The 23,466-nt window shown below is 55.1% G+C and carries 33 protein-coding genes and 2 pseudogenes; 17 read left to right on the top strand and 18 right to left on the bottom strand.

Features of this window, described 5'->3' with window-relative positions:
• Window positions 1–20: 20 nt before the first annotated feature.
• The 3 genes from ypdK to ACR6A7_RS19575 form a co-directional block, all read right to left on the bottom strand.
• Window positions 21–92, bottom strand: a complete 72-nt coding sequence (gene ypdK / locus ACR6A7_RS19565; RefSeq protein WP_102990980.1) for a membrane protein YpdK — start codon at window positions 90–92, stop codon at window positions 21–23.
• Between the two features lie 198 nt (window positions 93–290).
• Entirely contained in the window at window positions 291–1,319 is a 1,029-nt protein-coding gene (locus tag ACR6A7_RS19570; RefSeq protein ID WP_434126935.1) for an HlyD family secretion protein, read from the bottom strand.
• A gap of 4 nt (window positions 1,320–1,323) precedes the next feature.
• Entirely contained in the window at window positions 1,324–2,928 is a 1,605-nt protein-coding gene (locus ACR6A7_RS19575) for an MFS transporter (protein ID WP_434126936.1), read from the bottom strand.
• 146 nt (window positions 2,929–3,074) lie between these two features.
• Here ACR6A7_RS19575 and ACR6A7_RS19580 point away from each other — a divergent pair, with 146 nt between their 5' ends.
• From ACR6A7_RS19580 to ACR6A7_RS19595, 4 genes are all read left to right on the top strand, one after another.
• Window positions 3,075–3,860 (top strand): IclR family transcriptional regulator, encoded by a 786-nt coding sequence (locus ACR6A7_RS19580; RefSeq protein WP_434126937.1) that lies wholly within the window; start codon window positions 3,075–3,077, stop codon window positions 3,858–3,860.
• Between the two features lie 6 nt (window positions 3,861–3,866).
• Window positions 3,867–4,319: a universal stress protein gene (locus tag ACR6A7_RS19585; protein WP_434126938.1), complete on the top strand. Its 453-nt coding sequence runs from the start codon at window positions 3,867–3,869 to the stop codon at window positions 4,317–4,319.
• 10 nt (window positions 4,320–4,329) lie between these two features.
• Complete coding sequence (locus ACR6A7_RS19590; RefSeq protein ID WP_434126939.1) at window positions 4,330–5,133, top strand: hypothetical protein; 804 nt, start codon at window positions 4,330–4,332, stop codon at window positions 5,131–5,133.
• A 257-nt stretch (window positions 5,134–5,390) separates the two neighbouring features.
• Window positions 5,391–5,672 (top strand): hypothetical protein, encoded by a 282-nt coding sequence (locus ACR6A7_RS19595; RefSeq protein WP_434126940.1) that lies wholly within the window; start codon window positions 5,391–5,393, stop codon window positions 5,670–5,672.
• Window positions 5,673–5,745: 73 nt separating this feature from the next.
• On the opposite strand, the gene ACR6A7_RS19600 is transcribed toward ACR6A7_RS19595, so the two are convergent.
• Window positions 5,746–5,874, bottom strand: a complete 129-nt coding sequence (locus ACR6A7_RS19600; protein WP_255351578.1) for a hypothetical protein — start codon at window positions 5,872–5,874, stop codon at window positions 5,746–5,748.
• 262 nt (window positions 5,875–6,136) lie between these two features.
• Here ACR6A7_RS19600 and ACR6A7_RS19605 point away from each other — a divergent pair, with 262 nt between their 5' ends.
• Window positions 6,137–7,012: an SMP-30/gluconolactonase/LRE family protein gene (locus ACR6A7_RS19605; protein WP_434126941.1), complete on the top strand. Its 876-nt coding sequence runs from the start codon at window positions 6,137–6,139 to the stop codon at window positions 7,010–7,012.
• Window positions 7,013–7,093: 81 nt separating this feature from the next.
• Here the strand turns inward: ACR6A7_RS19605 and ACR6A7_RS19610 are convergent, their stop codons facing one another.
• The gene (locus tag ACR6A7_RS19610; RefSeq protein WP_434126942.1) at window positions 7,094–8,308 is read right to left on the bottom strand and encodes an L-lactate MFS transporter; all 1,215 of its coding nucleotides are present in this window, start codon (window positions 8,306–8,308) and stop codon (window positions 7,094–7,096) included.
• Window positions 8,309–8,584: 276 nt separating this feature from the next.
• Here ACR6A7_RS19610 and ACR6A7_RS19615 point away from each other — a divergent pair, with 276 nt between their 5' ends.
• Window positions 8,585–8,821, top strand: a complete 237-nt coding sequence (locus tag ACR6A7_RS19615; RefSeq protein WP_434126943.1) for a hypothetical protein — start codon at window positions 8,585–8,587, stop codon at window positions 8,819–8,821.
• Window positions 8,822–8,857: 36 nt separating this feature from the next.
• Here ACR6A7_RS19615 and ACR6A7_RS19620 read toward each other — a convergent pair whose 3' ends face one another.
• The gene (locus tag ACR6A7_RS19620) at window positions 8,858–9,757 is read right to left on the bottom strand and encodes a DMT family transporter (RefSeq protein ID WP_434126944.1); all 900 of its coding nucleotides are present in this window, start codon (window positions 9,755–9,757) and stop codon (window positions 8,858–8,860) included.
• 202 nt (window positions 9,758–9,959) lie between these two features.
• Between ACR6A7_RS19620 and ACR6A7_RS19625 the strand changes: the two genes are divergently transcribed.
• The 4 genes and pseudogenes from ACR6A7_RS19625 to tssK form a co-directional block, all read left to right on the top strand.
• Window positions 9,960–10,811, top strand: coding sequence for a helix-turn-helix domain-containing protein (locus ACR6A7_RS19625; protein ID WP_434126978.1), 852 nt, complete (start codon window positions 9,960–9,962; stop codon window positions 10,809–10,811).
• Between the two features lie 526 nt (window positions 10,812–11,337).
• Entirely contained in the window at window positions 11,338–11,832 is a 495-nt protein-coding gene (gene tssB, locus ACR6A7_RS19630) for a type VI secretion system contractile sheath small subunit (protein ID WP_434126945.1), read from the top strand.
• Window positions 11,833–11,862: 30 nt separating this feature from the next.
• Window positions 11,863–13,409: pseudogene (tssC, locus tag ACR6A7_RS19635) on the top strand (type VI secretion system contractile sheath large subunit).
• 18 nt (window positions 13,410–13,427) lie between these two features.
• Window positions 13,428–14,216: pseudogene (gene tssK, locus ACR6A7_RS19640) on the top strand (type VI secretion system baseplate subunit TssK); the annotation flags it as partial.
• Window positions 14,217–14,312: 96 nt separating this feature from the next.
• Here tssK and ACR6A7_RS19645 read toward each other — a convergent pair.
• The 10 genes from ACR6A7_RS19645 to ACR6A7_RS19690 form a co-directional block, all read right to left on the bottom strand.
• Window positions 14,313–14,507, bottom strand: a complete 195-nt coding sequence (locus ACR6A7_RS19645) for a helix-turn-helix transcriptional regulator (RefSeq protein WP_434126946.1) — start codon at window positions 14,505–14,507, stop codon at window positions 14,313–14,315.
• Between the two features lie 103 nt (window positions 14,508–14,610).
• Complete coding sequence (locus tag ACR6A7_RS19650; protein WP_434126947.1) at window positions 14,611–14,859, bottom strand: hypothetical protein; 249 nt, start codon at window positions 14,857–14,859, stop codon at window positions 14,611–14,613.
• Between the two features lie 19 nt (window positions 14,860–14,878).
• The gene (locus tag ACR6A7_RS19655) at window positions 14,879–15,040 is read right to left on the bottom strand and encodes a hypothetical protein (protein WP_434126948.1); all 162 of its coding nucleotides are present in this window, start codon (window positions 15,038–15,040) and stop codon (window positions 14,879–14,881) included.
• A 212-nt stretch (window positions 15,041–15,252) separates the two neighbouring features.
• Entirely contained in the window at window positions 15,253–15,519 is a 267-nt protein-coding gene (locus ACR6A7_RS19660; protein ID WP_434126979.1) for an ANR family transcriptional regulator, read from the bottom strand.
• A 67-nt stretch (window positions 15,520–15,586) separates the two neighbouring features.
• The gene (locus ACR6A7_RS19665) at window positions 15,587–15,853 is read right to left on the bottom strand and encodes a hypothetical protein (RefSeq protein WP_434126949.1); all 267 of its coding nucleotides are present in this window, start codon (window positions 15,851–15,853) and stop codon (window positions 15,587–15,589) included.
• Complete coding sequence (locus ACR6A7_RS19670) at window positions 15,850–16,059, bottom strand: hypothetical protein (RefSeq protein ID WP_103794248.1); 210 nt, start codon at window positions 16,057–16,059, stop codon at window positions 15,850–15,852. Before ACR6A7_RS19670 ends, ACR6A7_RS19665 begins: the two co-directional genes overlap by 4 nt.
• A gap of 29 nt (window positions 16,060–16,088) precedes the next feature.
• Window positions 16,089–16,295, bottom strand: coding sequence for a ParE family toxin-like protein (locus ACR6A7_RS19675; RefSeq protein WP_434126950.1), 207 nt, complete (start codon window positions 16,293–16,295; stop codon window positions 16,089–16,091).
• Entirely contained in the window at window positions 16,295–16,444 is a 150-nt protein-coding gene (locus tag ACR6A7_RS19680) for a hypothetical protein (RefSeq protein WP_434126951.1), read from the bottom strand. Before ACR6A7_RS19680 ends, ACR6A7_RS19675 begins: the two co-directional genes overlap by 1 nt.
• A 69-nt stretch (window positions 16,445–16,513) precedes the next feature.
• Window positions 16,514–16,783 carry a hypothetical protein gene (locus ACR6A7_RS19685; RefSeq protein ID WP_434126952.1) on the bottom strand — a complete coding sequence of 90 codons (270 nt, stop codon included), beginning with the start codon at window positions 16,781–16,783 and terminating at the stop codon, window positions 16,514–16,516.
• A gap of 55 nt (window positions 16,784–16,838) precedes the next feature.
• A complete protein-coding gene (locus tag ACR6A7_RS19690) occupies window positions 16,839–17,057 on the bottom strand; it encodes a hypothetical protein (RefSeq protein WP_434126953.1) in 219 nt (72 codons plus the stop codon).
• 125 nt (window positions 17,058–17,182) lie between these two features.
• Here ACR6A7_RS19690 and ACR6A7_RS19695 point away from each other — a divergent pair, with 125 nt between their 5' ends.
• Window positions 17,183–17,368 carry an ECs_2282 family putative zinc-binding protein gene (locus tag ACR6A7_RS19695; protein WP_434126954.1) on the top strand — a complete coding sequence of 62 codons (186 nt, stop codon included), beginning with the start codon at window positions 17,183–17,185 and terminating at the stop codon, window positions 17,366–17,368.
• Between the two features lie 1,076 nt (window positions 17,369–18,444).
• Here ACR6A7_RS19695 and ACR6A7_RS19700 read toward each other — a convergent pair.
• Window positions 18,445–18,822, bottom strand: coding sequence for a hypothetical protein (locus ACR6A7_RS19700; protein WP_434126955.1), 378 nt, complete (start codon window positions 18,820–18,822; stop codon window positions 18,445–18,447).
• A 315-nt stretch (window positions 18,823–19,137) separates the two neighbouring features.
• Window positions 19,138–19,800, bottom strand: coding sequence for a LexA family protein (locus ACR6A7_RS19705; RefSeq protein ID WP_434126956.1), 663 nt, complete (start codon window positions 19,798–19,800; stop codon window positions 19,138–19,140).
• A 117-nt stretch (window positions 19,801–19,917) separates the two neighbouring features.
• Between ACR6A7_RS19705 and ACR6A7_RS19710 the strand changes: the two genes are divergently transcribed.
• The 6 genes from ACR6A7_RS19710 to ACR6A7_RS19735 all read left to right on the top strand — a co-directional run bounded on the left by ACR6A7_RS19710 (window position 19,918) and on the right by ACR6A7_RS19735 (window position 23,435).
• The gene (locus ACR6A7_RS19710) at window positions 19,918–20,154 is read left to right on the top strand and encodes a helix-turn-helix domain-containing protein (RefSeq protein WP_434126957.1); all 237 of its coding nucleotides are present in this window, start codon (window positions 19,918–19,920) and stop codon (window positions 20,152–20,154) included.
• Window positions 20,155–20,207: 53 nt separating this feature from the next.
• Window positions 20,208–20,501: a hypothetical protein gene (locus tag ACR6A7_RS19715; RefSeq protein ID WP_434126958.1), complete on the top strand. Its 294-nt coding sequence runs from the start codon at window positions 20,208–20,210 to the stop codon at window positions 20,499–20,501.
• Window positions 20,502–21,278: a helix-turn-helix domain-containing protein gene (locus ACR6A7_RS19720; RefSeq protein WP_434126959.1), complete on the top strand. Its 777-nt coding sequence runs from the start codon at window positions 20,502–20,504 to the stop codon at window positions 21,276–21,278.
• A gap of 86 nt (window positions 21,279–21,364) precedes the next feature.
• Window positions 21,365–21,985, top strand: a complete 621-nt coding sequence (locus ACR6A7_RS19725) for a replication protein P (protein WP_434126960.1) — start codon at window positions 21,365–21,367, stop codon at window positions 21,983–21,985.
• Window positions 21,973–22,203 (top strand): hypothetical protein, encoded by a 231-nt coding sequence (locus tag ACR6A7_RS19730; RefSeq protein ID WP_434126961.1) that lies wholly within the window; start codon window positions 21,973–21,975, stop codon window positions 22,201–22,203. Before ACR6A7_RS19725 ends, ACR6A7_RS19730 begins: the two co-directional genes overlap by 13 nt.
• Window positions 22,204–23,183: 980 nt before the next feature.
• A complete protein-coding gene (locus tag ACR6A7_RS19735) occupies window positions 23,184–23,435 on the top strand; it encodes a hypothetical protein (protein ID WP_434126962.1) in 252 nt (83 codons plus the stop codon).
• Window positions 23,436–23,466 lie beyond the last annotated feature (31 nt).

A 23,466-nucleotide genomic window follows, 5' to 3' on the forward strand; every position in this document is an offset into this window, starting at 1 on the left:
CTGTCGCCCCCTGACTGGCGCTACAGCATCAGCACAAATGTGCCAAGCCAAAGCAGCGCAAAGAAAGAGATTCCCATCAAGGCGTATTTCACAAACAACTCCTCTGAGCGGTTACACGATAGCGATCCCAGGCCAGCGCAACGCGAACAGAATGAGAAAAACGCATCAGGTTATCATCGCCTCAGGCATTTTCTCAGGTCGTTCTGAGTAGCTCAGAACAGGATCGAGCGCTAATTTACGCGTAATTGATCCTAAAATAAATAGCACCAGTGTGAGAGCTTCATCACATTTTACTCTACTTCAATCTCCGGGATCGCCGACATACCAACCCGCAGCTGCGACAGGTCAGGCTGGTCCGTATCCAGCACGATTTTAACCGGAAGACGCTGGACGACCTTAGTATAGTTACCTGTCGCATTATCGGGTGAAATCGCTGAAAACGTCGCGCCGGTTGCGGGGGCGATGCTGTCGACATGGCCGGTGAAACGCTTGCCTGGTAGCGCATCAACGGCGATCTGCACCCGCTGTCCGGGATGCACGTCGCTGAGCTGCGTCTCAAGATAGTTCGCTGTCACATACGTCTGCTGCAGCGGCACCACCGCCAGCAGCCGTGTCCCGGCGGTGGCGTAGGCACCGACGCGCGCCGTGCGCTGGCCCACCATACCATCCACCGGCGCAACGATGCGCGTATAGGAGAGGTTCAGGCGCGCCTGGTCCACGCTGGCCTGCGCCGCAGCCACGTCCGCCCGCGCCTGACGCACCGCCGCCTGCAGCACGCCGATCTCTTTTGTTGCGGAAACCACCGCCGCCTGGCTCTGACGCACCGCCGCCGCGGCGGAGCGTTGGGTCGAGCTGGCCTTCTGCTGGTCGTCGGCGGCAACAATGCCGCTTTTATACAGGCGGTTATAGCGATCGGCGTTCTGACCGGCATACTGCGCGGTCGCCTGGCTGGCCGCCAGGGTCGCTTTTGACTGCTCGATGGCCGACTGCTGCTGCTCCAGCTGTGCCTGGCTGCTGAGTAGTTTCGCCTCGCTGACCTGCAGATCCGCCTCGGCGCTCTCCAGCGCCACGCGATAATCGCGGTCGTCCAGCGTCGCCAGCACGTCGCCCGCTTTCACCTGCTGGTTATCCTGCACCTTCACCTCGGCGATATAGCCTGACACTTTCGGCGCCACCAGCGTGTAGTCGGCGTTGACGTAAGCGTCGTTGGTGCGGTGATCGTTGCCGGTCATGGCTGACCAGATAAAAAACGCGATGGCCAGCAACACCAGCAACAACAGGCTCAGCAGCACGGTTTTTCTCATTACTAAAGCACGCATAATCTTATTTTCTCGAGGTCGAAGAGGCAGGTTGAATCAGGGTTTGCGGCGGCCAGACGCGCTTTGGCAGCCAGGCCGTCAGCAGTAATAGCAGCGCGGCGAAGGCGATCAGCAGCAGCCAGCTGTCGCTCAGACCGAGCACGGTGGCCTGATGGCGCACCAGCGTAGTGAAGCCGCTCAGGTTTTCGCTGCTGCTGACGCTGCCATCCATCAGCAGCGGATGGCTGGCGCTGGCGTCGGCACTGCTCGGCGCGCTCATCAGCCAGGGGCGACTGGCGGCCTGGTCCAGCAAAATGTTGGAGTGGATCTTCTCGCGGTGGCTAAGGAAAACCTCCACCAGCACCGAGGCCGCGACGCTGGAGAAGCCGCGCACGGTATTAAACATCGCCGAGGCGAAAGGGCCTTCCGGCGGCGCCACCACGCTGGTGGCGCTCATCAGAATCGGCAGGATCACCATCGGCTGTCCGAACGCCTGCAACATTTGCAGCGTCCAGAAGTTCTGGCGCGCCCAGTCGCTGGTGATCTGCGCACCGAGCAAACAGGCCGTCATCAGCAGGGCGACGCCCGCCGCCAGCACCCAGCGGCAGTCGATCCAGCGGATATTCAGCAGCGCGGCGACCAGCGGCGCGATCAGCAGCTGCGGCAGGCCGACGGTTAACGCCAGCGGCGCGAACTGCAGGGTGCGGAAGCCCTCTACCTGAGCGAAATAGGCGGAGGGCAGCGCTGAGCCGGAGAGCGAGACGATCAGCACGGTCGCCAGCGCCAGCAGGCCGTGCGTCAGATTGCGGCGCGACAGCATCTGCAGCCGAAACAGCGGCAGTGGATGAAACCATTCGTTGATCAGAAACACCAGCAGCAGCGGTGCGGCGGCCAGCAGCATGGCGGCGATCAGCGGCGACGCGAACCAGTCCAGCCGTTCGCCCTGGGTGAGGGCCAGCACCAGCAGCGCCATGCCGCTGCATCCGGTGAGCATGCCGAACAGGTCGATCTGCTTAACGCGCTCGAGGCGCAGCGGATCCTGCGGCAGGCCCCAGCCAAACAGCAGCATGGCGATCAGCATCAGCGGCACTACCTGCCAGAAGACAAACATCCAGCTGACGTCGTCGGTCCAGAACGCCGCCAGCGAGGCGGCCATATTGGGCCCGAAGGTGGCCGTGAGCGCGTAGCCGCCCAGCCCGTAGAGCTTAAGCGGCGGCGGCAGGAAGCGCAGCGCCACCGTCATCAGCATCGGCGGCAGCGCGCCGCCGAATAGCCCCTGCAGCACGCGCAGGGCGATAAAGCTGCCGGGCGAAGGCGCCAGCGGCAGCAGAATGCCGCACAGCATAAAGCCGGTCGATACCGTCAGCGAAAAGCGGCGCAGCGAGAAGGTAACGGCAAACCAGGGCGCGATCATCATCGCCGCCACTTCGGCAGCCTGGTAGGCCGAGACGATCCAGCTGCCCTGGTCATAGCTGACGCCGATGGCGGCGCGAATATCCGCCAGCGCGATATCGGTGACGCGGTCGTTAAGGCCCGAGGTCAGCGCGGCAATAAGCACGCCGACCAGGCCCAGCGCCAGGCGAAGCGTAAAAGGGTGCGGCGTCGGCGCAGCGGCAGGCTGAGCGTTCATAGCAGGTTTCTCATTATTATGATGCAGTGTATTGCGATGTGATACAGGCTGCGATCTTACATTTCGATATGCTGTATTGCAATGTGGTACATGCTGTAAATTGTGCCTTTTTCGCGGTAGAGTAGGGCAGCTGAAAAGGACGACTCATGGCAAAACTTCCATCCAGCCGCGAGGATGAAAAATCGGGCGGTATCCAGGTGATCGCCCGCGCGGCAAAAATTCTTAACGCGCTGGGAGAGCATCCCGGCGGTATGAGCCTGGGCGAAATCGCGCAGGCGGTGGATCTGCCGCGCTCCACGGTGCAGCGCATTGTCGCTGCCCTCGACAACGCCCAGCTGGTGCGCAGCAGCGGCGCAGGCGGGTTGCGGCTTGGCCCGGCGCTGCTGAAACTGATCTCCAGCGTGCATACCGACGTCGTCGATCTGATGCGACCCAAGCTGGAAGCGCTCTGCGCGGCGACCAATGAAACGGTTTCGCTGTCGCGTGCCAGCGGCACGCAGCTGACGATCATTCACCATGTGGTGGCGTCGCGCGAACTGCGCGTGGTGCCGCGCATGGGGCTGAACCTGCCGCTCTATAGCACCTCTGGCGGCCGCGCGCTGCTGGCGCTGGAGTGCGACGACGACGTGCGCCTGATAGTGGGCGAAGCCTGGCGCGAGCTCACGGATAAAACCGTCAAAACGCTGCCGCAGCTGATGACGCTGATTCATGAGGTGCGTAAAACCGGCATCTCCTACGATCGCGGTGAAACCCTTGAAGGTATCTCCACCATGGCGGTGGCGCTGGATACGCTGTTCGGCCGTTTCTCTGTCTCTCTGCTGGTGCCCACGTCGCGTTTTCAGAAAAACGAAGCGGTGTTCCGCGAAGAGATGCTCAGATGCAAAGAGGCGCTGATACGCGAAATTGGCAAAACTGCCGCTGTTGAAGGATAAACATTGATGAAAACATTGCTGATGGCCGTTGATAATTCGCCAGTTGCCCAGAAGGTGATCGCCACGACGATAGAGGAAGCGCTGGCGCACAAGGCGCAGGTTGTGGTGCTCTGCTGCGTCGATCCCGCCTACGCCTCCTGCAACCAGCCGATCGACATCGCCGCTGGTGAAGATCCAGAAGATTTTGCCGCCGCGCAGGATGAGCAGAACACTGCCGAGCTGGTGGTGCGCCATGCGCTGGCGCCGCTGCTGCGCGCCGGGATCGACGCGCGCGGGCTGATCGTCGCGGGCGAAGCAGCGGACACCATCGTCGCCCAGTCGCAGCAGCTTAACGCGCAGATGATCATTATGGGGCGTCGCCATCTCTCCTCTTTTAACCGCCTGCTGAAGGGCTCGGTGAGCGCGGCGGTGATCGAGCGCGCCCACTGCCCGGTATTAATCGACGTTCGTAAGGATTGAGCAACCTCGCATGACCTCGCTGTGGATCGTCACGCTGGCCGCCTTCGCGCTGCTGGCGCTAATCATTGTCGTTCTGATCAAAACCACCCGGCTGCGCGCCTGGCAGGGCGTTGTGCTTTTCCTGCTGCCGCTGCTGCTGGCGAATCTGCTCTGGTTCAGCTGGCTAAAGCCGCAGCAGCAGCACGCTGCCCAGCGTCAGGCGGCGGTGGATTATCTGGCGCAAACGCCGGGCTACCGCGTACTGCAAACGCAGGAGCCAGCACTGTGGCAGCTGCTGGTGCAGGAGCTACAGCTCAAGCTGCGTTCAGGCGAACCGCCTCAGCAGGCGACGGGCGAGCTGCGCGGCTGGCTGGCCGACCTGATTAATCAGCGGCTGATGCGTGCGCCGGATGCGGCGGTGGTTAACTATATCCGCGCGTCGGTTAAGGCAATGCAGGCGCTGGGCCAGCGCGATCCACAGCTCTGTTTCCGCTTTCTTTATCCGCAGGTGAGCGGCGGGGTCAATCTGGCGAAAACGCTGTCGCCGGCGCTTAACGCGCAGGACGCGGCGGCAATGGAGCAGCTCCTGCTGTCGAGTCGCGGCGCCGATTTGCCGGTGGATCAGCCTCAGGCGCAGCAGGATTTGCAGCGCATCGTGGCGGCGCTCTATAAGAAGTGGGGCGACAAGCTGCAGCAGCTCAATATGCCCGCCGATACCGCGGTCGATCGCTCCTCTATGTGCGCGATGTCCATTGATCTCTACAGCGCCATCCTCGCATTGCCGGACAAACAGGCCGCGAATCTGTTGCGTAGAATGGTGGCTCTCACTGGCTGACGGGCGAAAAAAAGCCCGCTTAGCACGGGCTTAATAAAATCAAACTGCCTGTTTTCCTGGGAATGACCTGGTGTGGTGCAGACGCTGTTTTGTCTGAAAGCATCATCTCACCCTTCTGTTGATTGGCATAGCCGTTTGGTTGTATCAAAACAATCGGCAAAACCTTGTTTTTGTAGCTTCAGGTTAAGCAGTTTTCCGATAGCTGGCGTCAGCGCGGCAACGTAAACTGCAGCAGTAATGAAAGGAAGAATGAAAAAATGAAATCCATTATCGTTGGCGCAGCCGCGCTATTATTGCTGACCGCCTGTAGCGTCAGCAAACCCGGGGGCTTTGAACGCATAGATGAAGATCCCAGCGCAAATACCGTACAGTATCGTTACGATCCGCAAAAATTGAACAGAGATGCGATGGAGCTGGATCTGGCGAATTATTGCAGCAAGAAAGGATTTGATAAAGTAGAAGCGCTAACGCCGAAGGAGAGTCATATTCCAGGACTGAAAACCAGCTGGTTCCAGTGTAACTACGCGCTGAAAAGCTAAAATTTATTAATCGTAAACTGGGCGGGTAATATCCCGCCCTTTTTTTATTTTATGCTGTGTGAAATCTTTGCCCTTAGCGGTGATGATGCCAGCCATGCCCGCCGCCGTGATGCCAGCCGCCGCCATGACCTCTGTCGATAATGCACCCGCTCAGCATAGAGATAACGGCAAAAACGGTGGCAACTTTAACGATTTTTTTCACAGAAAGTTCTCCTCTTTTCCGACAGGTATGACATTACGCTGGAATAGTGGAGTGATGATGCAGTGAATGTAGAGTTATTTAGAGAGATATTACGGAATATTTCAGCGCCGCGGTTCACCAGAAAAGCATTAAATAAGCCCATCAGAACAGGCTGAATAAAAACGATTATCGGCAAGATAATTCCGAAAAGCAAGCGCGCGTTTTTACGCGCTGGCGCCAGTTCAGGCTAAAGTATGCTGATACAAAATAAAAAGGAGCGATGATGAAGCCTGAAGTAAAAAATGTTCTGGCGTTGCAGGCTGAGCTGGCCGAATGCCCTACCTGGTCAGCGCGTGAGCAGGTACTGTGGTGCGTGGATATCCTGGCACCCGCCATTCACCGCTTCGATCCGCGCAGTGGCGCGCTGGAGAGCTTTCCGCAGCAGGAAGAGGTCGGCTGTATCGGCCTGCGCGAGCAGGGCGGGCTGATTGCGGCGCTGCGCAGCGGTGTCTGGCTGCTGGATGAGCAGGGCAGACCGCAGCGTAAAATTGCCGATAACCCGGGCGAGGCGGCGAAAAGCCGCTTTAACGACGGGCGGGTCGATCCCTGGGGTAATTTCTGGTGCGGCAGCCTGTGGGAGCCGCAGGATAAGAACGGCGCGCTGCTGTGCCGCGTCACCCCCTCGCTGGAGCTGGAGGTGAAAGCGCGGGATATCAGGATCTCCAACGGCGTTGCCTTTTCGCCCGACCGCCGCTGGATGTACCACAGCGATACGCCGAACGAGGTGCTCTATCGCTATCCGCTCGATGCAAACGGCGAGCCGGGCGCGCGGGAAATTTTCCGCCAGTTCGACGCCGCAGGCGGTTTGCCAGACGGCGCGGCGGTCGACAGCGAAGGCTTTTACTGGTCGGCGCAGTTCGACGGCGGGCGCATCGTGCGTATCGACCCTGTCAGCGCGCAAATCGTCGATGAGATTGCGCTGCCGGTGCGCTGGCCGACCATGGTTGCCTTTGGTGGTCCTGACCTGAAAACGCTCTATATCACCAGCTCGCGCGAGGACCGCACCGCAGAGGAGCTGGCGCGCTATCCGCAGTCAGGGGATATTCTGACGGTAGAGGTGGAGGTGGCGGGCATTGCGGAGCCGCTGTTTCCGGGATAACGCGCAGGTCATCACTTAATGCGTAAAGGCGCGGGCGCCATAACGGCGGTTTTCGCCGCGCCATGACGCCCGCACTGCGGCTCAACTCCGCTGCAGCACCTGATCTGCCAGCGGCTCGCGCTGAGGCAGGCGGATCGTCAGCGACAGCAGCAGCGACATCACCAGCAGCGTCATAATCAGGCTAAAGGTTACGGTAAAGCCGCCAAACAGGGAGGCGATCAGCGAGCCGAGCACGCTGCCGATGCCGAAGCCCAGATAAAGCAGCCCGTAGTTTTTTGTCAGGTTATTGAGGCCGAAGAAATCGCTGACCAGCGACGGGAAGACGGTAATGGTGCCGCCGAAGCTGAAGGCGACGCAGGCGAGCGAAATAAAAAAGGTGGTCTCATTCATGCGGGTAAACAGCAAAATAGCCATGCCCGCCAGCGAAACTATCTGCGCCAGTGAGATGACCCGGATACGCGCCATCTTGTCGGAGAGCACGCCGAGCACCAGACGGCCGCTCAGGTTGGCGATGGCGATGACCGTCACCGCGCTGGCTGCGGTTTGTGCGCTGAGATGCACCAGCCCTTCGCCGATATCTTTCGCTACGCCGATTACATAGAGACCGCTCATGCAGGCGGTCAAAAACATCAGCGCCAGCATCCAGTACTGTGGCAGACGCACCGCCTGCGCCAGCGTATAGTCGCGCGCCTGCTGCGCGGTTTGCCCTGCCGCGCGCTGAACCGGCGCGTCACGCATCAGCAGCGCGCCGAGAATAATCATGCCCATTGCCGCCAGCCCCCAGATAATGAAGGTCTGTTCCAGACCAACAGCACCCAGTAGCGCGCCGCAGATAAATTTGAAGCCCAGGCTGCCCAGACCATACGCGCCGATGGCGCAGGCGGAGATCACGCCTTTGCGCTCGGGGAACCACTTCACGCAGTTCGACAGGGTCATCAGATAGCCCGCGCCGTCCGCCAGCCCGACCATCACGCCAGCGCTGAGGTACAGCATCATCAGATTGTCGGCATGGGCTGTCAGCCAGAAGCCGGCCGCCATCAGCAGGCCCGCACCGATAGCGACGCGCCGTACGCCGAATCGCTCCTGCAGCTTGCCCGCCAGCGACGAAGCGACCGCCAGTCCAAGGCTCAGCAGCCCGAATGAGAAGGCGACCTGACTGACCGTCGCGTCGAGTTTTGATGACAGCTGCCCGTTGAACAGGCTCCAGGTATAGACCGAACCCAGCGCGAACTGGGTGATTACCGTGCCGACCAGGGTAAGCCAGCGGGTGCGTTGGTAGGATGATGTCTGATTCATGATTTTTCTCTCCCGTCCGGGGTTCTGGACACTAGCGCCAGATTAGAACGGGGCTACGCGCGCGTGACGAGAAAAGGCATGAACGGGAGGAAACGCGTCATGAAATGCCGCTCTGAGGGTATGAACGGCAGCGAATCCGCTTCGCTAACCTGTGTGCAATTCAGCAACTGAATAATAATGAGTTACTCGGCGTAACCAAATGTGTCTCTGCGCGGCTTTTGCAAGCAAAGCGGCAGAATATTTGCCAGGCTTAAAGCTCACTTTACAGGAGGAAATATGAAAGACCGAGCATATGAATCCCTTAGTTGCGAGGACGAAGTCCGCTGCATCATCGGTCAGGCAGTGATTGAACTCAGCGATGAGCAGCAGCCTGTGACCAAATCGACACTGGCGTTAAAACTGCTCTCCATGGCCGACCGGGACAGTGACGATGAGCGCGTGCTTCTCTACTGGATAGCGCGCAAAGCGATCAATCGCCCTCATCAGCTTACCCCTGTGCAGCGACGGGCATGACGCTCAGCAAAGCGGGCATGATGCCCGCTCTTTGCTTTAGCCCGGAACGCGCCTGCGCCAGGCTGGCAGGCGCACAAACATCACCAGATTGCCCGCCAGAATCATGATTATTCCCATCAGGCCTTCCGCATGCCACTGATAACCCTCATACAACGTTGACAGCCCCAGCGCCACCAGCGGAAACAGCAGCGTGCTATAGGCGGCCTGACTGGCACCGATGCGGCCAACCAGGGTGAAGTAGGCGCCGAAGCCGATTACCGATCCGAACATCGCCAGATATGCCACCGCGCCCAGCCATTGCCCGCTCCAGACGGGCCGCAGCGATTCGCCCTGCAGCAGCGTAAGCAGCGCCATTGCCAGCGCGCCGTAGAGCATCGCATAGCTGTTGGTCGTTAATACATCGCGCTGTAAACGCTGGTGGCGCAGGCTGATCATATTGCCCAGCGAAAACCCCAGCGTGCCCAGCGCGCTCAGCCCAATACCCCATAACAGCTGGACAGACGCTTCGCTGCCGTGCAGATCGCGCCAGAAAAGGGCCACCATTCCACCAGCGCCAAGCACGGCGGCCGGCAGCAGCCGCAGGGAAGGGCGCTGCCGGAAGAAGAGCCAGCCGTTAAGCGCGTTATAGAGCACCGCCATCGAAAAGATTACCGACTCCAGCCCGCTGTTGATCCAGGCCGCGGCGTGATAAAAACAGAGAAAATTAAAGCCGAATACGCAGCAGCCCTGCAGCAGGCAAAAGAGATGATCGCGCGCCGTCAGCGCTCGCAAACGCCTCATGGCCTTAAGCGCAACCAGCATCACCAGCGATGCCATAATAAAACGCCAGAACACCGCCGCGCCAATGCTGCCGCCGCTCGCCGCCTGCTGGGCGTAAATGGCGATCCAGGTGGTGCCCCAGATCAGCACCACGGAAAGGTATAAAGCGAGATTCATTGCGCGCCTCCTTGAGTTCAGGCCGCAGTATTACCGGAAAAGCGGCAGGCGGCTTGCAACTGCTTGCGGCGCACTTGCAAATTCTTGCGCTTTTTTATCCGTCACGATGGATAAGGCTGTTCTCTTCAGCCCACTCTTCATACACTGGAGGCCTGTTAGCAGGAGAACGCCCGTGAACGCCCCGACTTACCAGACTTTCGAAATGCTGCAACGCCATAAAGCCCAGCTGCGTCACCACGCCCGGCTCAGCGACGGCACGCAGCTGGCACACTGGTTTAACAGCGGCGATCGGGTGACCAATCTCAGCAACCATCACACCCTTAGCCTCTATATCGCCGACGGCTACGATACCTGGCATAAAACCCCCTATGGCTGGCGTAACGGCGGCGGCCCGGATCGCTTCTGCCTGATGCCTGCTGGCGTCGAGTCCACCTGGGATCTGCGTTCCGATCTCTCATTCGTCCATCTCTACTGCTCCGAAGCACATCTGCGCCAGCTGGCGGAAGAGACGTGGGATCGCAGCCCGGCGCACCTTCAGCTGCACGAAAAAGTCTTCGCCAGCGACGATCGTATTACTCAGCTCTATCGCCATTTTCTGCTCAGCTGCGACTGGCAGCAGCCCGCTAATCAGCTGATGCTGAGCAGCGCCTCAACCCTGCTGCTGACCCATCTGCTGCAGCGCTACAGCGACGTGGGCTGGCGCGCGCCTCAGGCGCGGGGCGGACTGGCGCCTGCGGTGCTGCGCCGCCTGCTGGCCTTTATCGACGCGCATCTCGATCGGCCGCTGACGCTGGCGCAGCTGAGCGATGAAGCGTCGCTCAGCGAGTTTCACTTCGCGCGCATGTTTCGCCATTCGACGGGCGAAGCGCCGCACCAGTATGTGATGCGGCGTCGCATGCAGCGCGCGCAGCAGATGCTGGCGGATGCCTCGCTTTCACTGACCACTATCGCTTTTAGCTGCGGGTTTCATTCGCCCAGTCATTTCAGCAACCGCTTCAGGCAGATCCATGGCGTTTCACCTTCGGCTTACCGCAACGGCCAGCGAGGCGCATAAGGCCGTGCGCTCATTAACATGCTTTATGCATCAGCCAGCTAAAAAAGAACGAACCGAAAAGGGTGTTAATAAGCCAACAGCGTGAGTCAGCCTTTCAGCGGATTACAGGTTTTGTCCAATAAGATTTCGAAAGGAAAAATTAACACGCCATACCAAATGAATATGGCGAGCAAGTGATTATGAAACGATCGCATTCATTCCCTCTGAATTGGGCGCTGAATTAACGATGCGCGGCTAAAACGGCAGGTATCTCTTTTTGGGTATCGATTTTGATTTATATCAATGCGTGATAAATTAAAGAGCGGATTTTTATTCCCGCTCTTTTTTTTGGTGAATAGCTCCAGGTGTTATCTAAAAAGCAGCAGGTTAAACTGCCTGTAGAAATAACTATTTATTAACTTACATCATAAAATAATTAAGAATTTTTCGACTGGTGAATGAGCTAATCATTATTTGATTCCTGGTATTTTATTGCCTTATTATTTCGCCTGAAATATTACGCAGCGATTAAACGAGGGACAGAGTAATGGCTGACAGTTTCCAGAGTGAAGTACCTAAAGCACGTATTAACCTTAAGCTGGATCTCCACACTGGCGGAGCAACTAAAAAAACGGAGCTACCGCTGAAATTACTGGTTGCTGGCGATTTTAGCCATGGCCAGGAAACCGCGCCCTTATCAGAGCGAAGAAAAATAAACGTTAATAAAAATAATTTTAACAGCGTCCTTTCTGAATATTCCCCAAAAGTCGATCTCACCATAAAGAATACGCTTACCGGTGACGGTAGCGAGGAAAATATCAGCCTGACTTTCCGTGATATGAACGATTTCACGCCGGGGCAGGTGGCGCGTCAAATTCCCCAGCTTAAGGCCATGCTGGCAATGCGTAATCTTCTGCGCGACTTAAAGGCGAATTTACTGGATAACCAGGCTTTCCGTAAAGAGCTGGAAAAAATTTTGCTCGACCCGGCGCTGAGCGCGGAATTGCGCAGCGAATTATCGGCGCTGGCACCAAAGGCTTAACGTCAGCAACGTTTTAATGGATTAAAAGGAATGCTTATGACCGTTCAAAATGATAACAGAACTGGAAACGAAAGCCTGGTGCTGGAGAGCCGCGAAACTGATGGCGTCTACGCCTCCCTGTTTAGAAAAATAAATTTGCGCCCGGTTGCCGAACTGAGCGCGCTGGACATCTGGCAGGATGCGCAGGCGATGTCGGACGCGACCGCCGACGAGCGGCTGACCGCTGGCATGCAGGTCTTTCTGGAGTGTTTGACCAAGGCGGGCGCAAAAGTCGAGAAGCTCGATAAAACCCTGATTGACCACCATATCGCTGCGCTTGACCATCAAATTAGCCGTCAGCTTGATGCGGTGATGCATCATGAAGCTTTTCAGGCGGTGGAGTCGCTGTGGCGCGGCGTCAAGTCGCTGGTGGATAAAACCGATTTTCGTCAGAACGTAAAAATCGAACTGCTCGATCTCTCCAAAGAGGATCTGCGCTGCGACTTTGAAGACAGCCCGGAAATCATCCAGAGCGGTCTCTATCTGCAGACCTATGTCGCCGAGTATGACACCCCTGGCGGCGACCCATTGGGGCGCTGATCTCCGCATATGAATTTGACGCATCCGCGCAGGACGTGGCGCTGCTGCGCAATATCTCTAAGGTGTCCGCCGCGGCGCATATGCCATTTATCGGCTCCGCTGGCCCGCGTTTTTTCCTGAAGGCGTCGATGGAGGAGGTAGCGGCCATCAAGGATATCGGCAATTACTTCGACCGCGCCGAATACATTAAATGGAAATCGTTCCGTGAAACTGACGATTCGCGCTATATCGGCCTGGTGATGCCGCGCGTGCTGGGCCGACTGCCTTATGGTCCGGACACTGTGCCGGTGCGCAGCTTCAACTACGTCGAAGAGGTAAAAGGCCCGGATCACGATAAATACCTGTGGACCAACGCCTCGTTTGCGTTCGCCGCTAATATGGTGCGCAGCTTTATCAACAACGGCTGGTGCGTGCAGATCCGCGGCCCACAGGCGGGCGGCGCGGTGCAGGATCTGCCGATTCATCTCTACGATCTCGGCACCGGCAATCAGGTGAAGATCCCGTCAGAGGTAATGATCCCGGAAACCCGCGAGTTTGAGTTCGCCAACCTCGGCTTTATCCCGCTTTCCTATTACAAAAATCGCGACTACGCCTGCTTCTTCTCGGCAAACTCTACCCAGAAGCCTGCGATCTACGACACCGCCGATGCCACCGCCAACAGCCGTATCAACGCGCGTCTGCCCTACATCTTTCTGCTGTCGCGTATCGCGCACTATCTGAAGCTTATCCAGCGTGAAAACATCGGCACCACCAAAGATCGTCGTCTGCTGGAGCTGGAACTTAATACCTGGGTGCGTGGACTGGTCACCGAGATGACCGACCCGGGCGACGAGCTGCAGGCGTCGCATCCGCTGCGTGATGCCAAAGTGGTGGTGGAAGACATTGAAGATAATCCAGGCTTCTTCCGCGTGAAGCTCTACGCCGTGCCGCATTTTCAGGTGGAAGGGATGGACGTCAACCTGTCGCTGGTTTCCCAGATGCCGAAAGCGAAATCCTAAGGCGAGGGGAAATCAGGGATGAAAATTCATCGTCCTTTATGGAATGAAGGGGCGCTTCTGGCCCCTCAGCAGTTCCAGCAGCAGTCTGAATGGGATGCATTTTCCCGGGCCGGTATTGCCGCCCGCGGAAATGCTTTCCCCTGGGGCGTTGGTCGGGTTGAACTGGATGACGCGATGCTGGCCTCCGGCCGCGTGCAGGCGCAATTACTTCGTCTCTGGTTGCCAGATGACACGCTGGTTGATACTCGATTCAGTGACCTGCCTCCGGAGCCACGTGAAATCGAGGTGCCGGCTTCTGCTGGCAATACTCCGGTGACAGTGTATGTGGCGTTACCGGTGATGCAGGCCGGGATCGTGAATGTGCAGACAAACGCGGTACCTGCAGAGCGCCCGCTGCGCTATCGGGAAGCCTGGGAAACGATCGCCGATCGCTTCGGTCAGGAAGATGAGTCGATGGCGGTGGCCCGCTTAAATCTGGCATTCCGTTTCGGACATGAAGACAACGATGCCTGGGATACTTGCGCCATTACCCGCCTGTTACAGGACGGGCAGGGAGGCTGGCATCAGGATCCGGACTTTATCCCACCGATGGCGCTGTTCTCGGCAAGTCGCAATCTGTGTGAGCGCCTGGCACTGCTAAACCGCCAGTTGCGCTCTCGCCGTCAGCGTCTGATGTCTATGCGTCGGGAAAGCAACGACAGGATGGCCGATTTTGCAGTCGCTGACGTGTCGCTGTTCTGGCTGCTGAACGCCCTGAACTCGCATGCTCGAGTGCTCTCTGAGTATGAGCGTTACCCCTGCAGACATCATATCTGTTATCCAGTTTTCTGACAGATAAGCCTTTTTTGGGTTCATAAAACGGATTATGCCCACAGTTATGCCCACAATAAAAAAGCAGTACACTCATGCGTCTGATTTTCGGGGAAATGAGGCCTTCCAGCGCTGGTATTCCTGGTATTCCCACCGGGACGCGCGGCCAAATTTTCGGGGCGGCGGCAGCCTGCCCTGCTGGATTTGTTTGTAGAAGTAGCGATCGGTAAAGCCAGAGTCGCGCACCATGAATTTCATGTCAATAAGTGAATCATCACGAAGTTCCATTATTTTTCTCCTGGGATTAAGCCTGCTCAGGCTGTTCATGATCGGCCAGGCGCAGCCGGAAACATCTTCAGCTCCTGGCTGAGCCTGGCGTTGACTCTCTTCTTCAGCGGGATGCGGTATATCGTGAAGAGGGGTACAGCGCAGAGAGGGCTGCCGCCAGCGCCTCGTTCATGAAGGAGGCCGGGCCCGTAATCGTCGTGCGCAGACGGAATATCCCCGTCGTTTCCACCACCGCACCGGGCACAACGCTGAGTGCGGCACTGACCACCCGGACCAGGCGCGGGAGGCGGAACAATGAGGCCGTCAGGATCAGAGAGGCCTGTTTACTGTCCTGCTGACAGATGATTTTCATGGTGTCTCCTGAAAATGCGTTAGCCGGGAATGCCGGCAAGATAAGCCACAACGATCACCAGGGCGGACAGGGCAAGCGAGCCTGCTGTTAGTCCGGCCCCGGCGATCGCAGAAATCGTAAAAATCCAGACAAGCGTCCGTAATACCGGGCGATTTCTGGGGTGGTCAGAATGATTGTTCATGAGGCGTTCCGGGCAAATTCAATCAGAACCCTGCGCGGGGACGGACGCAGGACGAGGCTGACGTCAGAGAGCGTCTGTTATGACCAGCAGTCGTCGCGCAGGGAGAGGGGAATGACTTACGGGCTGCCAGCCAGGCGGATGAGTATGCCCGGTGCGGCCGGCAAAACCGGTAACGTGGCGTCGTCATCCATGATGACTGAGGGGCGCCTGCATCAGGGATGCTGTTCATCGCCGTCTTCTTTTGCACAAGACGAAACCTCATGTCCTGAAGCAATCGCCAGGAGTCGTTCATCCATGGTCTGACAGAAACCGGCACGTTTTTCTGCCCAGTTCTGATTGACTGCCCGGCAGGCGCAACCGGCCGCTTTCTTCCACATTTTTGCGGCAAGCGCGTAGTTACCGTCTCTTTCAACCCGCGCTGCGTCAGAAGCAATAAGGGAATACTGACTGACGCGCTGGGCGTAAGCAGGGGATTTTATTTTTTTCTCCTTTTTGTATCACCCACGCCGGCCCTGAACGCTTCGGCCGGCGTGAGCAGGCGGCATGTCAGGGCATCCACCTCATGGCTTTCAGATGGCGGATGGCGTTCAGCTCAGCATTGATCAGTCTGTCCACCAGCCGGGCGTAAGCCTCCTCAGCGTCTTTGCTGTAAAACGTGCAGACAATGCCTGACGGCAGGTAAGGGGAGGCAAACTGATGGAGCTTTTCGGGAAAAAGCGATGCAAGCTCCTCCCGCAGCGCCTCCATTTCATCCTCTGCAGCCTCAGCGTCCCGCTGTTCCTGGCGTAGTCCTGTGCGGGAGAAACAGATCATGGCTGTCCCTCCTGAAGCAAAATTTCGACAACATGGTCAAAGGCAATCTGTAACAGCGGCAGCGGTGGCTGGGGTGGAAGGGCCGGCGGCGGCTGGGATGAAAAGCTGGCGCCGGTGACGATATTTTCCGGTGCAAACTCGATATTGCGGATGGCGTTAAAAGGGCGAGCAAAAGCGGCATCGCCCCTGATGTGTGACTGCATCATGGGAAATGTTCCTCTGTCAGGCTGGGAGATTAAATCTGGTTGTTGTAGTCGGCATGGCTGAGTAATTTCCAGTGCTGACCGTTGTCTCGTGAAAGCAGGCGCCAGTGCGGGGTAACGCGCAGTGTCAGGTACCCGTCACGCCTGGTTCGTCTCGCGTGAATATGCCCTGCGCGCCACTCTCTGATCTGCTGCTGTGCGCGCCGGGTTATCCTGTCGGGTACATGAGGCTTGGACATTAAGGATGCCTCATCTCAGCGGCGCAGGCAGCGGCCAGCTTCTGCACAAACACCCAGGCAATACCCTCGCTGAAGCTGACAAACTGCCGGCTTCGGTTTAATACGCTGGCGGTAAAGGTGTACCGACCATCATCGATCTGAATCACCACAGAGACCTCCTTCAGACATAAAAAAACCGCCACAGCGGGCGGTTGGATTCAGGATTGTCATTGAAAGCTTCACGGTTGCAGGTCTGCCTCATCCTCTTCAGAGTCGGTGCAGCAGCAGGTGGGACGCAGGTCAGGATGAATACTGAAAATCGGGCTGACGATGGCATGATCCATCTCTTCCAGTAAATTCATCAGGGCCGTACGATAAGCGTCAGCCTCTTCTTTGCTGATTTTTCCTTCATGTGAGCAGGCATCAGTCATGTCCATTGATGCATACAGTTTTTCAGCCACATCGAAAAGTGTGTCGATGACGTTTTCTGCAACTTCACGGTTTTGCATAGTGACCTCCGGGTCAGATGAATGCCCTGTCGGGCGGGGTTAACGTAACGACGTTTCAAAACTCATGGGCGCCATATTCATTGACGACGACGATGCGTGTCGTTCTGATGAAATCAGCGACCTCATCGCCCACGTTCTGCCAGTGCGCCAATGCCAGAAGCACATCGCTGCGGCTCTGACAGTGGCAGGCACCCACATACGCCTGCACATGAACAAGGGCGAGGCACTGCATTTCTTTCTGGGTCAGGACTTTTGAGGGAGTGTTTTTACGCATGGTGTTCTCCGGTTCTGGACGAAAAAAAAGCCGCATATGCGGCTGTTTCAACTATTTTCTGGCTAAATCTGAGAAAGGTGCCAGGGTTAGCCATCACTAACTAAAAATTTAAACGGAGTCTCCTCATGGGCCGGGTTAAGTTTCGGTGCCCTGAATGTGGAGCTCGCCAGTTTCAGTTCACCTCTAACGGTAAAGACAAAAAGACACCTCATGGCGCTGTCTGCTCCCGCTGTGGAAAACAGGTTAAAGCCAGCAACCTGTATCAGCTTCATCTGGCCTGCCGACGCAAAAGCTGGAATGAAAGAGATTAGATAAGCGGTACGCTTTTTTTGCATGGCCTCTGTACTGCTCGAATCTGACGTCCGGCTTCGTTAGCGACCTTCAGGTATTTACTTTTAAGGTACTTCTGGCCGCTATTGATAGTGATTTATCTTGAGGAGGGAGATCGTCAGGCACAAAAAAGCCCGTCACTCGAGGAGAGATGACGGGCAACGTGGTAGATAGCGAGGTTTTTAGAATCCCACCCATGACACACGATTTATCTGGCTGGTCTACTCATAGTAACAACCACGCTTCACTATGCAAGCGTAAGCGGTTGATTTACTTCGCCGATCCGTTTTTTTATAAAAAAGCCCGCAATCAGCGGGCAACTAGACACAGTTTCCAATGGGGGAAAGCCATCACACACAGCAGATGTGCTCTATAAGCATAGGCTGGTGCCGCTGCGCTGTTAAAAAAGAAGGCGTAGTTATTTTACTCGTCATGATTGCAAAAATAGATTTTCCAGCACAAAAAAGCCCGCTACTCGAGGAGAGGAGACGGGCAACGTGGTAGATAGCGAGGTTATTAAAATCCCACCCATGACACACGATTTATCTGACTAATATATTCATAATAGCAGCCGGTCTTTATTATTAAAAAATTAAGTAATTGATTAGGCTGGCTTTAATTTACCAACACAAAAAAGTCCGCGTTACACGGGCATGAATTCGTTCCAGGGGAAAGGGAAATCCAGAATGTCAGATAAGCTGGCTAAACCACCATAAAGCTTTCATAACCGAAAGATACCAGTGTTCACTTTTTGCTCAAAATACAGCACGATATGGGTGTGGGCACAAAAAAAACCGCTCAGTAGACAGGCTATTGACAGGTCGGGCATGAAAAAAACGGCGCTGAGAAGGGGCCAGGGTCAGCTATCACTAACTAAAAATTTAAAAGGAGTCTCCTCATGGGCCGCGTTAAGTTTCGGTGCCCTGTATGTGGAGCTCGCCAGTTTCAGTTCACCTCTCCATGGCGCTGTCTGTTCCCGCTGTGAAAGACAGGTTGAAGTCAGCAATCTGTACCAGCTTCATCTGACCTGTCGACGCAAAAGCTGGAATGGAAGAGATTAGATAAGCGGTATGCTTTTTTTGTGTGGCCTCTGTACTGCACGAATCTGGCGTCCGGCTTCGTTAGCGACCTTCAGGTATTTACTCTTCATCCGGTGTTCAACGTACTTCGCCGCGGCCGCCTGAATTTGCTTGTGGTACTCCGTTTCCGTCTCCACAGCCATACTGACGCGATCGCTTACTACTCGCCTGCAATGGTTTTCTGCCCGGCTGAATTCAGCAGTCCGTACCGGCGGCTCCCATCCCAGCTCTGCAGCCAGCATCTCTTCAATCTTGCGACACTCAATCGCCTCAACCATGCGGCGCACATGTCGGCGTGTTCTGGCGTTGTCTTTCACCACAGGTTTAACAGATCTGCCGTAGCTGATATTTGCCATACATCCCCCCGTTACGTTACTGGCTACACAGTCGCAACAATGCACTCAGTAACCTGAGGTTTGGTGCGTTCTCGGCACCTGCCGTAGAGCTTCCCGCTCATTGTTAAAGAGCTTGATTGCGTTGCAAATCGTCATGTACAAGTTAAAAATACAAATTGTATTAACCGTGGTCAATACAAATCGTGCTAAAAATGAAAGTGAGTACTAAACGTATTGGTTGCAGGTAGAGAATAGGATGCGACAAAGGAGATGGAGAAGGCAAAGCTTAGCGAAGATACGGTGCGGTTTTTGTATGGGGTACCCCCACCGCAGAGGTCATAATCCCTCGAGCTTCGCTTCGATAACCACACCTATGATTCGGCACTTATCATCAATGGGAATCATGTGATAGCTGGGATTGAGAGGTTTGAGATACTGCTGTCCAGCGTCAACGACGTACTTTTTGAAGGTAGCTTCATTTTCAGAGTCAAGCTTAGCAACGACCAGCCTTCCATTTGTTACTTCTACAGCAGGATCTACCAGTATCTTCATCCCTTCAGGTATGCTCAACCCTGTCGTGGCAGTCATTGAATCGCCTTTGACGGTTAGCCAAAAGCTATTTGGGCTTGCTTTAGCTGTGGTTTGTGTCCATTCCTGAACTTCATCTAAGTTATAGGGTTCGCAAGCGTCCGACCAATTACCTGCACTTACCCAGCTTATAACCGGAAAGCTCTTTACCTCCCCGAGAGGAGAACGATCTGATACGTTTATAAGCGATTCATCTGGGAAAATCACCATCCCATTGGAGCTAAGAACCAGTTCCTTTAGTCCCAAGACTTTCATCATCGCAGCTATATCTTCAATGCTTGGCTCGCGGCGTCCATTTAGCCAATGGCCGATCGCGCCTTGGGTTTTACCCAGAGCCTCAGCAAGCCTTTCCTGAGTCAGGCCTATCTGCTTCATCCTGGCTTTCGCCAGTTGATTCCATGTAAAGTTCATACGCAGATTATTACGAAGCGTATTAATAGTCACAACACACAAAATGTATTATCCTCTTGCTCGGTATAAGTACGATTTGTATTATATGGTCTCTCTTCTTACTGTAGGAGATTCTCAATGTGTCACCTCAGGAAAATCAGAAAAACTATCAATGTGTCGCAAACCCTTCTTGCCCAAAAAGTTGGGTGCAGTCAGGGCGCCATTGGGCACTATGAAAATAAGCGCCGAAAACCTGATTTGGAGATGTGCAGGATGTTGGTTAGTGCATTGAAAGAGTTTGGTGCTCAAGTAGAGTTAGATGATGTATTTCCTCCTGCACCCCGCACAGATCCTGCCATCCATTCATATCAATGATGCCTCTCGCATCAGTATTGGTCTAGTTATTATTGGCCCGAAGAGATGTCGTTATGTCAGACAATTGGATCAAGATGCGTACCTCACTAAAGCCGCATCCTAAGGTGAATGAAATCGCTGCGCTGCTGGAGAAACCGGCGGATGGTAGCGCCGGTTTTGACGTATCTGTCAGTGGACAACGTTCTGTGCTGCTGACGCATAACGTAACGCGCTGCGTTACGACCACATCACTACTGCTTGTCTGGAGTGCTGCCAATGAGCACACCAGTAACGGCGTGTTCCATAACGTCGATCTCAGTTACCTGAATGTCCATGCGGGATTCGATTACTTTGGAGGAACAGAGTAAATGAGCCGTGCAGCAACAGAATGGGTCTGGAGCCTTGACCTTAAGGCTTCACAAAAACTTCTTCTCCTTTCCCTGGCAGACCGGGCCGACGAATTTCACCGCTGTTATCCAAGCACGATGAGGCTGGTTAACGACACAGGCCTCGACAAGAAAACGATCGGTAAATGGATCAATCAAATGATCAGCGAAGGCCTGATCACAGACACTGGTGAGCGTAAAGGTCCCACAAAACGGGTCCGGGTTCTGCAGCTAAATCTCGATTTTGAATTTACCCGAAAACGGGGTAATTCAGTCAGAGGTAATGAACCCAAAAACGGTAATGTTCCCAAAAACGGGAATGTTCCCAAAAACGGGAATGTACCCAAAAACGGGTGTTTGAATGTACCCAAAAACGGGTGTTTGAATGTACCCAAAAACGGGTCACAGAATCAGTCATTAGAACCAGTCATAGAATCTAAAAACATAACACCCGCCGCTAACGCGACGTGCGCGACGAAAACAGGGCTTTCTCGCTACGCTTTCGAAGGCAACGTTGTGAAACTGAACCACGCAGACTTTGCATCGTGGCAGAAGCTCTACTCGAGCGTCGATTTGCTCTACGAGCTGCAGAAACTCGACATCGAGTTTTCACATGAGCGGCCCAGGAACTGGTTTATCACGGCCAGCCAGAAGCTCAGCTACCAGAACAAACAGGCCGTACTCCGCGGAGCCGGGCAGGTGAGTCCACCAGCCCCTCACTGGAACGACCTCAGCGAATGGGAGAATAATTTCCTGTGAACAATTCCTTGTCAGCCACATACAACCGGGATTCGAGCGCACGTCCATACGTTGCTGGATGCGCATCTCGATCAGCAGAGGGGGGCGTGCACAAAACCGTTGAACAGCTGGTGGATGTTCTGTTCAGCAACCTCAGGCAGCTGTTCCCTGCGTCAGTCAGCATGGCCCTGAAAAACCCGCGTGACGAAGCCGCAGCGAAACGGCAGTGGATTGCGGCGTTTGTGGAGAACGGCATCACTTCGAAGCAGCAGCTGTCGGCGGGGATGAAACGCGCTCGCGCCAGCGGCTCACCGTTCTGGCCCTCACCGGGTGAGTTTATCCAGTGGTGCAAACGAGACGATTACAGTGCTGTCGGCTTGCCGGATGAAGACGAGCTCTACGACATGGTGATGAAATATTGCGCCCGACGGGGCCTGTATGAAACTCCTGAAAAATATCCCTGGCAGACTAACGCGAATTACTGGATGGTCACAGGCCTGTACAGCACAATGCGCGCGCAGGGACTGACAGAGCAGGAACTGCGTGTGAAGTGTCGTGGCGAGCTACGGAAAATGGCCGCGCGCATCCGGTCTGGCGAGCCAATCCCGGCACCGCGTGTGCAACTGGAAAAGCTTTACGTGCCGGCCAGCACCGAGACGGCGCAGGGCCACGTTGCGCGCATGAAAGCGCTAATCAGGTCGAAAAGGAGTTCCGCATGGCCAAAATGACACAGCTCATCCCGGCGCCGTCGCACTCAGAGCAGGCCCGTCAGCTGATGCTGGCCATTATCACCCTGGCTGAAAAGCAGGCGGCGGCACCCGAGGGATATGAAAATCGACTGCATGCAATCAGCATGCTGGCTCACGAGGCATATGACACGATTATTGATGCCGATTTATTCAGTTCAGATCAAGGCGACAGGGAGTTACTCCACCCAGATTGCTGAATTCAGCGCATTCTGGCGTCTGGAAGACAAACATTTCGAACATGCACTCTGGGGCCTGAAACTGGCTCAGCGCCTGCTAAAAGGACGGTGATGTAAGCGGAACAGAGCGCTACAGCGTGACGTTAACGCAATACCTGATACAGGCTATGTGATTATAGGAAGTCAGAAGTGGAGGAAAATAACAGGGCGTCATGTTGCCATGAGTCCACTGTAAGCCAACGCATAAATCCTACCTGCATCAGACGGGGAAATGTCTGATTGCAGAGAATAAAATTAATTAAGCTCAAAGGCTGCAAAAAGTATGTTTCGCTTAAATTGTTTTAGATAAAGCTCTTGAAAACGGTAATTTATCTGAGGCCAGACGACGCGGGTGCAGAACAACTCTCATAAAGGAAGATGTACCGCGCCGACAGGCGCTATATTCAGTATGCCGGACATAAGGTATAAGGACAACATAGAAGATGGCCGCCAATGAGATAATGAACTGCTGGATGCTCAGGAGGAGACTCGCTAAAAAGAATATCCATAGTTAACACCTGAACAGAGAGGTTTCACTAGACTGTTTTTATGACATATTTTTTTAAAACAGACATTTACATTGATATGCCGCGTGGTTCAAGCAGCAATTTTCTTGATTTTTTTGACTGCCTGAACACGCAGGTGGCTGTACGCCTACAGGAATATTAGCACCATCGCAGGTGAAGAATTTGTCGCCTTCGGGTTTCATCTCAGGCAGAAAAAATATTTATGTTTTCTGTTTTCCGGTCCGTTTAATTGTAAAATTGTTATGCATCAGTCGTCAGAAATCGCTTTACGGTTAGACAAAACCGATCAAGCGAAGCCATCGGATTTGTCAGTCTCGACTGCGCATTTTTAATAGCTGTACATTCCTGCAATAAAGGTATAGGGTCAGCTTAAGCATACTTGAAACAGGCTTCTATATTGCTTTTATCAGATGCCAACGGTACTGAGCTTTATGTATGCCAGTATTACCCGGCGAGATTCCGCGTCGCACCAAAAAATGGTTATTTATGGAATCACCCGAAGTAGTGCATTACAGTAATATTCTTCTTGGTGAAGCTTTACTGGCGTTGATCAATGAAGGAAAAGACCTATCTCGTCACAGCATGATTGAAAAAATCAAACAGCTAGCTGGAGAGGCTCAGAGCGAGGCGCATGAAGCCGCAGTATCACTCGCGGTCAAAAGGCTGGGCTCTGCGCAGGTGCGTTGAACCGCTTTCTTCAGGTCATTTTTCTGGCAGC

It is taken from the genome of Pantoea phyllosphaerae, assembly GCF_051025595.1.
Classification (GTDB): domain Bacteria; phylum Pseudomonadota; class Gammaproteobacteria; order Enterobacterales; family Enterobacteriaceae; genus Pantoea.